At 36.9% G+C, this 11,779-nt stretch carries 7 protein-coding genes; 4 read left to right on the top strand and 3 right to left on the bottom strand.

Annotated features, from left to right (window positions below):
* Positions 1–37: 37 nt before the first annotated feature.
* Genes BUB25_RS09635 through BUB25_RS09625 form a run of 3 tightly spaced genes read right to left on the bottom strand, consistent with a single transcriptional unit; the run spans position 38 to position 5,828 of the window.
* Entirely contained in the window at positions 38–1,183 is a 1,146-nt protein-coding gene (locus tag BUB25_RS09635; protein WP_084089487.1) for a SusE domain-containing protein, read from the bottom strand.
* A 19-nt stretch (positions 1,184–1,202) separates the two neighbouring features.
* Entirely contained in the window at positions 1,203–2,813 is a 1,611-nt protein-coding gene (locus BUB25_RS09630; RefSeq protein ID WP_072943553.1) for a RagB/SusD family nutrient uptake outer membrane protein, read from the bottom strand.
* Positions 2,814–2,849: 36 nt separating this feature from the next.
* On the bottom strand, positions 2,850–5,828 hold the full coding sequence (locus BUB25_RS09625) for a SusC/RagA family TonB-linked outer membrane protein (protein WP_072943551.1): 2,979 nt from the start codon (positions 5,826–5,828) through the stop codon (positions 2,850–2,852).
* A gap of 226 nt (positions 5,829–6,054) precedes the next feature.
* Here BUB25_RS09625 and BUB25_RS09620 point away from each other — a divergent pair, with 226 nt between their 5' ends.
* The 4 genes from BUB25_RS09620 (at position 6,055) to BUB25_RS09605 (ending at position 11,775) form a co-directional block, all read left to right on the top strand.
* The gene (locus BUB25_RS09620) at positions 6,055–7,074 is read left to right on the top strand and encodes a LacI family DNA-binding transcriptional regulator (protein WP_072943548.1); all 1,020 of its coding nucleotides are present in this window, start codon (positions 6,055–6,057) and stop codon (positions 7,072–7,074) included.
* A 260-nt stretch (positions 7,075–7,334) separates the two neighbouring features.
* Positions 7,335–8,696 (top strand): MFS transporter, encoded by a 1,362-nt coding sequence (locus BUB25_RS09615; protein ID WP_072943545.1) that lies wholly within the window; start codon positions 7,335–7,337, stop codon positions 8,694–8,696.
* A 2-nt stretch (positions 8,697–8,698) separates the two neighbouring features.
* Positions 8,699–9,355, top strand: a complete 657-nt coding sequence (gene pgmB, locus BUB25_RS09610; protein ID WP_072943542.1) for a beta-phosphoglucomutase — start codon at positions 8,699–8,701, stop codon at positions 9,353–9,355.
* Between the two features lie 104 nt (positions 9,356–9,459).
* Positions 9,460–11,775, top strand: a complete 2,316-nt coding sequence (locus tag BUB25_RS09605) for a glycoside hydrolase family 65 protein (RefSeq protein WP_072943541.1) — start codon at positions 9,460–9,462, stop codon at positions 11,773–11,775.
* The last annotated feature ends 4 nt before the right edge of the window (positions 11,776–11,779 follow it).

The raw sequence follows: 11,779 nt of genomic DNA, 5'->3' as shown, positions 1-11,779 counted from the left end.
TATCTACAGACAGCCCTTTTAAAAATCACATTAAATATTAGTTTAATGTAATCGTTTTAGTGATGGTATTGATTTTAAAAACTCTAAGAGCTGTAACTCCTGTATATTTAAAATTACTGTCGCCATCCATAGCATTTTCTAACTCCGAAGGAATGGTATATCCTTCTCCTGCATAGTAGAGATAGTTTTTACCTGTACCCCAATTTCCGTTTTCAGTTCCATCATTGCCAAAAAAGACTCTAAAAGCTTCTCCCGATTTCAATACCAATGGCACTTCAAAAATACCATCTGATATTAATGGTAATTCCGTTTCCTTATTGTCGACCCATGACCAACCACCAGGAGTAGCAGCTCCTACTAACCAAATCGATTTGGCAGCAGTTTCGCCTTGCGCAACGGTTAATGTTTTTGCTACCTGATCAACTTTAATGCGGTATTTTCCAGGTGTTCCTGTAAATCTGAAATTTGAATCCCCATCATTAGCGTTTACTAAAGAAGAACTAATTTTATATCCTGCGGCTATATACCAAGGATAATTTCTTCCGGATCCCCAATCTCCGTTAGTTGTAAAAAATCTAAAACTGTCATTGACTAAATCAGCGGTTGAAACTAAAACATTATCATTACAAATCAATGTTAATGGACTACCCCAGCCCCAACCCGCAGTTGGAACCCCGGCTCCTACAACATATTGATTAGCACAATTATTAGCTACTCTATTATTATAAGGAGTAACAGCAATTGTAATGACATTTTCAGAAAATAGAACAACAGCCCCAGAAACACTTGACATTACCTTAAGATCATAAAAACCTTCCGTGCCGGCTACACCGCCTAATTGTTTAACGTTGAAATTTAAATCTTTTACCAAAATGCTAAGTTGATTTAGATTACTGGTTTCACCCAGAACTTTGGCTTCACTAAAATTACCTCCTTTTTTATCAATCAATAAAGTGTAAGAAACCACTACTTTCGCTGAATATTTGGCGGCCGACCATTCAAATTTGCTTGCCTCTTTTGAGGCATTATCTTCATTTAAAATAAACTGTTTTCCCGTTGCAGGTGCAGTTAGTTCAGGGGACGAAAGAGCTTCAACAATTGGCCTATTATCCACATCATCCGCATTACATGACACTGCTAATAGTCCCATAAATGCAATTAAAGTTATATATATATTTTTCATTTTACTGTTATATAAGAGGTTAGTTGTATCCAGGGTTTTGTTTTAACGTAGGATTTGCTTGAATAATCCTGGAAGGAATAGGCATTAAATCTCTAAACGAAGCAGTAGCAGATCCGTTTTCTGTTCCGCCTTTCCATTGCCAGATTTTGTCCCCGCCTGTGAATTTTCCAAAACGAATTAAATCTGTTCTTCTATGGCATTCCCAAAACAATTCTCTACCTCTCTCATCCAAAATGAAATTAAGGTTCATGTCTGCAGCTGTAATTGTGGCAGCATTTGCTCTTGTTCTTAATTTATTGATGTAACCTACTGCTTTTGTCATATCAGTATCAGCTGCTCCTCTTACAGCACATTCAGCATACATCAAATACACATCTGATAACCTAAACATAGGAAAGTCTATGTCCGGAATGTCATTTCTTTTAGCAGCAGTACCATCCGAATTTTTATTGATGTATTTTGTAACAGCATAGCCATTTGTGAAAGTCCCTACATTAGCAATATCCAAGGTTTGACCGTTAGTATAGAAAGTTCCTCTTTTATCTGCCGTAGCGGTTTCATCCGGAAAAAGTGCTACAAATTCTTTGCGCGTTCTAATTCCCTGCCATCCACCGTCCATACCTCTGGAAGCGGCGTCCATACTACCTCCGATAGAAGCATGCATAATAAAACTCATTCCTCCACCAGTTGCTCTGATAGCGTTACCGTCACCTATGATTGGAAAAATAACTTCATTTTGCGCTCCGTTTCTGTCATTATCCGCAGAAAATAAATATTGATAAGGAACATTAGCAAAAGTATAAGCCGATGATGTTATGATTTCATTGCATAATGCCGCAGCTTCCTTAAATTTATCTGTACCCGTATATACCTTAGAATTCAAATAAATTTGTGCCAATAAAAATTTGGCCGCTGTTTTATCAATTCTACCATACTCATTTGCTTTTGAAGCAACTAAACTATTGTCTAAATCTTTCAATTCTGATTCAACAAAATCAAAAACTTCGGCTCTTGTTTTTTGCTGAGGATAAAAGAATCCAACAGGGTCATTTTCTGTAGTAATAGGCACATTACCGAACAAATCCATTAAGTTATAATATGAAAATGCTCTTAAAAAACGGGCCTCAGCCCTAAAAGTGGCAATCTCCGCTTTCAAATTGGCATCAACACCTCTTGCGGTCAATTTGTCATCGGCAGTTTGCCTTAAAAATTCATTGGCAACGCTAATTTCATAGAAAGCTCTTGAAAATGTTCCGGCTAAAAACTCATTAGTAGGCGACCATGTTTGAGTATTCAATGACGGCAAAGTACCATCCGCCCAAGCTATAATCGCTTCATCTGTAGTAAATTCCTGCGTTACGAAAAGCAATCTCAAATAACTGCTGAAATCCCCTCCGATTCCGGCAATATCCGGTTTTCCATCCCCATCGTTACCCCCTACATACAAACCGGCATATAATTTTGCCAATACTTGTTTGTACGATGCCGGATCTTGAAAAAAGGCTTCAGAAAGAAACTCATCATCATCTTTTGGCGTCACATCTAAGTCGCCCGTACAGGAAATAAGCGTCATATTCAATCCTAAAATAAATAGGAGAAAATAAGATATATATTTAAATGATATTTTCATTTTGTGTGTTTTAAAGTTTTATTTAATAATGTACTATTAGAAATTTGCATTTACTCCAAACAAGAAAGTTCTTGCTCTTGGATATACATTGCCATCGATTCCGTTGAATTTCTCCGGATCTAAACCGCCATATTTAGTCAATATCAAAACGTTTTGAACCCCGGCTGTAAATCGCAACGAAGCTGCTTTTAATAATGCTTTATCTAAAGTATAACCCACAGTTACATTGTCAAGTTTGATAAAAGACGCATCTTTTACAAAATAATTAGATAAGTAACGGCTTGTCCCATTATCCTCAAAATCAAAACCTGTATTTAGATAATCTGAACTAATATTAGCCAAATCAGAATCTCTTCTTAATCCTGCTTTTAAGTAGCCTTTATCTGAACTCACGTTATCAAAAATATAATTTCCTAAACTGGCTCTCCAGTTCATCGTGAAATCAAACTTTTTGTAGTTTAAAGTTGAAAACAAACCAAAGGTATAGTCCGGTGCCGCTTTATGAAATCTGTAACGATCTCCGTCATCAATCTTACCATCGTCATTTCTGTCTACATAAGCCCCTTGAATAGGCCTCTTATTTGCATCATATAACTGCTCATATACAAAAAATGAGTTTGGCGCATATCCAACCGAATTAATCTGAATATTATTATTTGCCCCTCCCGATATAGCTCCAGTTGTATAACCTTCAAATCCCGGAACAGTAATTCCTAATTCGGTAATCTTCTGATCGATATAAGTCGTATTAAAAGCCACATTCCAAGTTAAATTCTCATTTCTGATAATATCTGATTGAATGCTAAACTCAATTCCTTTGGTTTTCACACTACCAATATTAAAGAAACCTTGATTTCTAATATTTGCACCATCAGGAACCGCTATATCGGCTAACAAATCACTCGATTCTTTATCAAAATAGTTGATCGATCCTGTAATTCTATCATTAAAAAATCCGTAATCCAGACCTAAATTCATCTCTGCTAATTTTTCCCATTTGATATTTTCGTTATATCCTTCAGGCCTTGCTGTTGAATAAACTGTATTACCAAAAACATACTGCGAATTAATGGTTCCCAAAGTTACTCTTCTTAAATAGTCATACTGAGCCGAGATATCTTGTTGACCGGTAGTTCCGTATCCAAATCTTAGTTTTAAGCCCGAAAGAGTGGTATTGTCTTTTAAAAATGCTTCTTCGGCCACATTCCATGCTAAAGCAGCTCCGGCAAAATTACCCCATCTGTTTTCTTTAGAAAAACGGGAAGTTCCGTCTCTTCTGTAATTTAAGGTCACTAAATAACGACTGTCATAGCCTAAATTTAAACGGCCAAAATAAGATTGTAAGTTAATATCCGGATCAGTTATCACATCCTCATTAGGAGTTGGACGTCTCGTTTCTCCTGATTCGTATTTTTCCTTTTGAAATAATTGGTAGTTATAACCCGCCGTAGCATCAATTTTAAACTTTCCTACATCTTTAGTATAATTCAAATAAGTGTTTAAATTCTTGTTTTGAAGCGCATCGGTATAATGAGAATAATCACCCAGATTTACCCAATTGTTTTGAGGATTACTAAACGCATTTGGCTGATAGCCTAATGCACTTTGCGTACTCACTTCAGTAAATCCTTTACTGTCAAATCGATCAATACCTGCCTCAGCAACTATTCTTAAATCTTCAAAGAAATGAAATTTATAATCTAACCTCACATTCCCCCATTTTCTGGTAGAAGTAGCTCTTCTTTCATCCTGATTTAATCTGGCCACAGGGTTTCTTGCAGGTAATAAAGGTAAATTACCGTTAGGCTCTAACCATTCAAAATAGCCTCCATAACGAGAATTTGCACTATAAACTGATTGCGTAGGATCAAATCCGATAGCACTTCCTATAACAGCTCCTTCATCTTGAAATCTGTTTTTACCAAAAGATAAATTTCCGTTGATGTCAATTTTTAAATGATTGTCAAATAAAACAGGATTCAACGATATCGATGTCGTAGTTCTTTCAAAAGAAGTATTCTTTAAGATTCCCGGATTATTAACATTTCCCACAGATAATCTTACAGGTAACTTATCAAATAAAGCGCCACTAACCGAAATATTATTGTTAGTAGTTAAAGCGGTATGAAAAATTTCATCTTGCCAGTTTGTATTGGCCGTTCCCAATAACGCCTTTTGGGCATTAGATCCATTTTGGTTTACCACAGCGCGAAACTGATCCGCACTCAGTACATCAACGGTATTGGCAATGGTATTGACACCAACTTGAGAGCTGAAGTTCACTTTCACTCCGCCTTTTGTCCCTTTTTTAGTCGTAATAACAATAACTCCGTTTGCAGCTCTAGACCCGTAAATCGCCGCTGCCGAAGCATCTTTTAAAACTGTAAAAGACTCAATATCATTAGGATCAATTGTAGATAGAATACTGGTCGCTCCACTTGGAGTTGTATTACTCAAAGGAAGTCCGTCTAAAACAATCAAGGGCTCATTAGAAGCATTTAAAGAAGATCCACCACGAATTCTAATATCCGCTTTAGCTCCCGGCGCTCCTCCACCAGTAACATTAACTCCCGAAATACGGCCGCTAATCAAGCTTTCAGGAGTAACATTGATTCCTTTATTAAACTCTTTTGCAGAAATTTGAGAAACAGATCCCGTAGCATCTTTCTTCTTAACGGTTCCATAACCCACCTGAACCACTACTTCTTTTAATTGATTCTCATCTTCTCCTAAAGAAACATTTACTATTTTTTGGGAATCATAATTAATTATCGTGTTCTTATATCCAATAAAAGAGAATACTATTTTATCTCCTTTTTTAATATTCGATAATTTATATTTTCCGTCAAAATCTGTCGAAACACCATTTGTGCTACCCTGTATATTTATATTTACTCCCGGAATAGGTTGCCCTGATGTTTTATCCAGAACAATCCCGCTTATAGTATTCTGTGCCAGAACACCAAAAGGCAACAGCAGCAATAAAAATAACAACTTCTTATAAATTGTTTTCATACTTTTCGTTTAAGTTAATTTGGTTTTTACTGATTTTTACTCTTACTTCGAATGTTAAATTTATGTAAATTTTGGACCGCTCGACAAAAGCATTTTTCAAATAGCTTACGAAAACGTGGTAGTGTTGAAAACTTTATATATATTACATGTTTTTGAAGATATAATTAGCACAATCTAAATAATTAATCCCTTTATTTACGGAAACAAAATTTATCAAATTGTTATCATGAAGAAGAAAATAACCCTTAAACAAATAGCCCGAGAATTGGACGTGTCCATTTCAACAGTTTCGAAGTCACTTAGGGACAGTTCAGAGATTGGAGAAGAAACCAGATTAAAAGTACAGGCTTTTGCCAAATTCTATAATTACAAACCCAACAATATTGCCCTAAGTTTAAAAAACCGAAAGTCGAAAGCTATAGGGATAATCATCCCCGAGATTGTACACCATTTCTTTTCGACTGTCATTAATGGAATCGAACAAGTTGCTAACGAACACGGCTACAGCGTTATCATCTGTTTGTCTGATGATTCTTTTGACAAAGAAGTACTTAATATGGAAATGCTTGCTAACGGAAGTATCGACGGTTTTATCATGTCGCTATCCAAAGAAACCCAATTCAAGGCTGATTTTCACCATATCACCGAAGTCATCAATCAAGGAATGCCCGTTGTCATGTTTGACCGGGTTACCAATGAAATCCTGTGCGACAAAGTTATTATTGATGATAAATCAGCAGCTTACGAAGCAGTTCAAAGCCTGATTGACAATGGAAAGAAAAAGATTGCTCTAGTAACCACTGTCGATTATGTCAGCGTGGGCAAACTAAGAACCGATGGTTATATCAAAGCGCTTTTGGACAATGGCATCCCATTTGATGAAAATCTAATTATTAAGATTGAAAATGTAGATACTTGCGAAATCATCATCAGTAAATTACTGCAAGACAAAGCCATTGATGCTGTTTTTGCGGTAAACGAACTCTTTGCGGTAACCTGCATCAAAACAGCCAATAAAATGGGATTGAGAGTTCCTGAAGATTTATCCATTATTGCCTTTACCGATGGAATCATTTCAAAATACTCGACCCCTACCATTACCACTGTGAGTCAAAACGGAATAAAAATGGGCAATAAAGCCGCAAAAATGCTTATCGACAGATTAGAATCAGAAAATGAAGAAGAAGAAAATTACATCACTGAAGTAATTGAAACCCATCTGATTGAAAGAGAATCAACGAATTAACTCTTTAGTGATCAGTGTTCAGTATTTAGTAATCAGCCTCCGTTTGCAGTTAGCAACTGAATGCTGAATACTACAAAAACTGTATTATATTCATTACTACAACCTTGTAGTTGAAAATATTGCATTTTATTTGCTTCTAAAAAACAAAAGTTTAAAATAAATTTTTACATTTACCCCATCAAAGCTTTTACTTTTACTTCGAAAAACAAGTTAAGTTTTGATAAGCATCGCGCTTATCGTATTCATTTTAAATTACGATAATGGAAAAGCGTAAGTTAAGTTTCTGGGAAATTTGGAACATGAGTTTCGGTTTCTTGGGAATACAGATGGGTTTTGCCCTTCAAAATGCTAATGCCAGCAGAATTCTTCAAATTTTTGGTGCCGATGTGCATGAACTTTCGTGGTTTTGGATAATTGCTCCTTTAATGGGATTAATTGTACAGCCCATAATAGGCTATTACAGCGACAAAACTTGGGGAAAATTTGGACGAAGAAAACCCTTCTTTTTAGTTGGTGCCTTATTAGCTTCTATTGGTTTAATCTTAATGCCGCAAGCCGAAATTTTCATCGCCTTATTGCCCGCGATTTGGGTTGGTGCCGGAATGCTGATGATTATGGACGCCTCCTTCAACATTGCCATGGAACCTTTCCGAGCTTTAGTGGGAGACAATCTAAGAACAGATCAAAGAACCCTTGGATTCAGCGTTCAAACCGCATTAATCGGATTTGGAGCCGTAATCGGTTCTTGGCTTCCTTATGTCCTTACCAATTGGTTGGGTATTTCCAATAGAAATGAGAACGGAGGAGTTCCTTCGCATCTTATTTGGTCCTTCATCATTGGAGCCATCATTCTTATTGGATCCATACTCATCACCATTTGGACCACCAAAGAATATTCTCCGGAAGAATTAGCGCAATTTGAAGATGAAAGTGCCCATCAGGAAGTTTTTGAAACAACAATTAGCCCAAAAAAATCAGGCTTATTGGACATTTTTGAAGATTTCAGAAAAATGCCTACTACGATGAAACAATTGAGTTGGGTTCAATTTTTCTCCTGGTTTGGCCTTTTTGGAATGTGGGTATTTACCACGCCGGCCATAGCCCATCATGTGTATGGTTTGCCCATTACAGACAATAAAAGTGTTGCTTATCAAGATGCCGGCGACTGGGTTGGTGTCCTATTTGGAATTTACAATTTAGTTTCGGCTTTCTACGCCTTTGCCTTACCCTATATCGCTAAAAAAATAGGGCGAAAACTAACCCATTCGGCTTCACTAATCATTGGTGGATTAGGATTAATCTCGATGTATTTTGTACCCAATGAAAACTGGCTCGTCCTCTCCATGATAGGCGTGGGAATCGCTTGGGCAAGTATTTTGTCTATGCCTTACGCCATTTTAGCGGGTTCCATTTCACCAATGAAAATGGGAGTTTACATGGGGATTTTCAATTTCTTTATCGTTATCCCACAAATCATCAATGCCTTAATTGGAGGCCCCTTAGTTAAGTATGTCTATCATGACGACGCCATACTTGCCTTAGTCACCAGCGGAGTCAGTTTCCTTATTGCCGCCGTATTAGTGGTAAAAGTGAAAGATGTTGATGACGTAATAAAACAATAATCATGATTAAAAAAGCATTTATATTCGACCTTGACGGTGTAATTGTTGACACTGCCAAATACCATTTTTTGGCTTGGAAAAAAATTGCAACAGAACTAAATATCGATTTCACACTCGAACACAATGAATTATTAAAAGGAGTCAGCAGAGTACGTTCGCTGGACATCATTTTAGAATTAGGAAAAATTGAAGCTTCTCAGGAAGACAAAAACAAATGGCTCGTTCAAAAAAACGAAGACTATTTATCCTATTTGGTTGATATGGACCAAAGTGAAATTTTACCAGGAGTGCTAACTGTTTTAAAATTCTTAAAAGAACAAAACCAAGCTATTGCTTTGGGTTCAGCAAGTAAAAATGCCAGACCTATTCTGGAGAAAACCGGAATCATGTCCTATTTTGATGCAATCGTAGATGGCAATGATGTTTCAAATGCCAAACCCGATCCGGAAGTATTCCTGATTGCCGCTCAACTATTGGGGATTTCGCCGGAAAACACCATTGTATTTGAAGATTCTGTGGCTGGAATTCAGGCGGCTAATATTGGGAAAATGACCAGCATCGGTATTGGAGAAGAAGCTGTTTTGCATGAAGCCAAATACATCTTCGAAGATTTTACCCATATAGACAGCAGCTTTATAGAGGCTTTAATTAGAAAATAAAAAGATAGAATAAAAAGAGATAAGAAATACAGAAGTCTGTCATGAGTTTCTCAGTTTCAAACTTCTAAAGCTTACACTTTTTAAACTTTAAACAAAAGGAAAGAATGAACCAAGATTATATAAAACCAGACAATTGGTCCATCATTGAAGAGGGATTTGATGCAGAGAGAGTAAAATCGTCTCAAAGCCTATTCAGTATCGGTAACGGTGCTATGGGCCAACGCGCTAATTTTGAAGAAAAATATACCGGAGAAAGTTTCCAGGGAAGTTATATTGCAGGGATCTATTATCCGGATAAAACTAAAGTGGGCTGGTGGAAAAACGGCTATCCTGAGTATTTTGCCAAGGTTTTGAATGCCCCAAACTGGATTGGGATAGATATTGAAATCAACGGAGAAAACTTAGATTTAAACACTTGCGCTTCCATAAAAAACTTTCGTAGGGAATTGAATATGAAAGAAGGTTGGTACCATCGCTCTTTCGATGCCACTTTAAAAAACGGTACCGAAATTTCGGTTAAGGTGCGCCGTTTCCTTTCTATAGATTTGGACGAAGTGGGAATGATCAATTATGAAATTACTCCTTTGAATAAGGATGCAAAAATAATTTACAAACCTTACATTGATGCCGGAGTGACCAATGAAGACGCTAATTGGGACGAAAAATTCTGGGAACCGCTTAAAGTAAAAAAAACCGGGAATGAAGCTTTTATAACAGCGCAAACCTTCAAAACCCATTTTGAAGTAACCACCTTTATGCAAAACAGCATTTGGCAAAATGGAGAAAATTTGAGCATATCACCTTCGGCAATTGACAGCCTTCCGGACAAAATTAAATTCAGTTATGATGTCATTGTGGCTCAAGGCCAAAAATCATCCATTCAAAAGATAGGAGGATACACCGTTTCGCTGAACCATAAAAATACCCTTGTTGCAGCAGAAAAAGCAATCCAATCGGCATTAACCAAAGGCTACGAGCAATTATTGAATGACCAGATTGAAGCTTGGGCAAAAATTTGGGAAATGTCCGACATCACCATTGAAGGCGATGTAAAAGCCCAACAAGGAATCCGCTTTAATATTTTTCAGTTGAACCAAACCTATTTAGGAAAAGACAACCGATTGAATATTGGGCCAAAAGGTTTCACCGGAGAGAAATATGGAGGTTCCACTTATTGGGACACCGAAGCCTATTGCATTCCGTTTTACATGGCTACCAAAGATCAGGAAGTCGCCCGGAATTTACTGGCCTATCGTTACAATCACCTTGAAAAAGCGATTGAAAATGCCGAGAAAAATCTTGGTTTTAAAAATGGTGCCGCCTTATATCCTATGGTAACGATGAATGGTGAAGAATGCCACAACGAATGGGAAATTACCCATGAGGAAATCCATAGAAACGGTGCCATTGCTTTTGCTATTTACAATTACCACCGTTTCACGGGAGATTATTCTTATATTCCCGAAAAAGGACTGGAAGTTTTGATTGCGATTTCGCGTTTTTGGCATCAAAGAGCCAATTACTCTAATGATAAAAACCAATTCGTAATCTTGGGCGTTACCGGTCCAAATGAATACGAAAACAATGTCAACAATAATTTCCATACGAATTATATTGCTCAATGGTGTATCAATTATACGCAGGAACAAATTAAAAAAGTAGCCTTAGAATTCCCTTTGGATCACAAACGAATCGTAGAAAAAGTACAATTATCCGATGCTGAGATTCAGCAATGGAAAAAAGTGGCCGATAATATGTATTTTCCAAAATCAGAAGAATTAGGCATCTACTTGCAGCAAGACGGATTTTTAGACAAAGATTTGGTTCCTGTAAAAGATTTAGATCCTTCGCAAAGACCAATCAATCAAAAATGGTCTTGGGACCGTGTTTTGCGTTCGCCTTATATCAAACAGGCCGATGTGTTGCAAAGTTTTTATTTCTTTGAAGAACATTTTTCTAAAGAAGAACTGAAACGCAATTTTGAGTATTATGAATCTTTTACGGTTCATGAAAGTTCGCTTTCGCCTTGCGTACATTCCATTCAGGCTGCAGCGCTAGACAAGATGGATATGGCCTATGCTTTTTACCTGAGAACTTCCCGATTGGATCTCGATGATTACAATAAAGAAGTCAAAGAAGGTTGTCATATTACCTCGATGGCGGGAACCTGGATGAGTATCGTGGAAGGTTTTGGAGGAATGAGAATCAGAAACGACACTTTACATTTTTCTCCAAAAATTCCAAAAGAATGGAAGGCTTATTCTTTTAAAATTAATTTTAGAAATCAAATTTTGAAAGTAGCCGTTAGCCAAGACGGAACGAGTTTTACAGTAAACGGAGACACTGATTTAGCCCTTGTGGTCAATGGAAAAAGGATTCAGGCCCGCAAACTTGAAAACAGCATCATTAATAACCTATAATTTT

It is taken from the genome of Flavobacterium granuli, assembly GCF_900129705.1.
GTDB classification, from domain to species: Bacteria; Bacteroidota; Bacteroidia; order Flavobacteriales; family Flavobacteriaceae; genus Flavobacterium; species Flavobacterium granuli.
Note: the sequence above shows the minus strand (reverse complement) of the source record. Positions and strands in the feature narration are given on the sequence as shown.

Bases quoted from the DNA above. Each gene is read 5' to 3' on its own strand.
- BUB25_RS09635 (WP_084089487.1), bottom strand. From the start codon at position 1,183: ATGAAAAATATATATATAACTTTAATTGCATTTATGGGACTATTAGCA.
- BUB25_RS09630 (WP_072943553.1), bottom strand. From the start codon at position 2,813: ATGAAAATATCATTTAAATATATATCTTATTTTCTCCTATTTATTTTA.
- BUB25_RS09625 (WP_072943551.1), bottom strand. From the start codon at position 5,828: ATGAAAACAATTTATAAGAAGTTGTTATTTTTATTGCTGCTGTTGCCT.
- BUB25_RS09620 (WP_072943548.1), top strand. From the start codon at position 6,055: ATGAAGAAGAAAATAACCCTTAAACAAATAGCCCGAGAATTGGACGTG.
- BUB25_RS09615 (WP_072943545.1), top strand. From the start codon at position 7,335: ATGGAAAAGCGTAAGTTAAGTTTCTGGGAAATTTGGAACATGAGTTTC.
- pgmB (WP_072943542.1), top strand. From the start codon at position 8,699: ATGATTAAAAAAGCATTTATATTCGACCTTGACGGTGTAATTGTTGAC.
- BUB25_RS09605 (WP_072943541.1), top strand. From the start codon at position 9,460: ATGAACCAAGATTATATAAAACCAGACAATTGGTCCATCATTGAAGAG.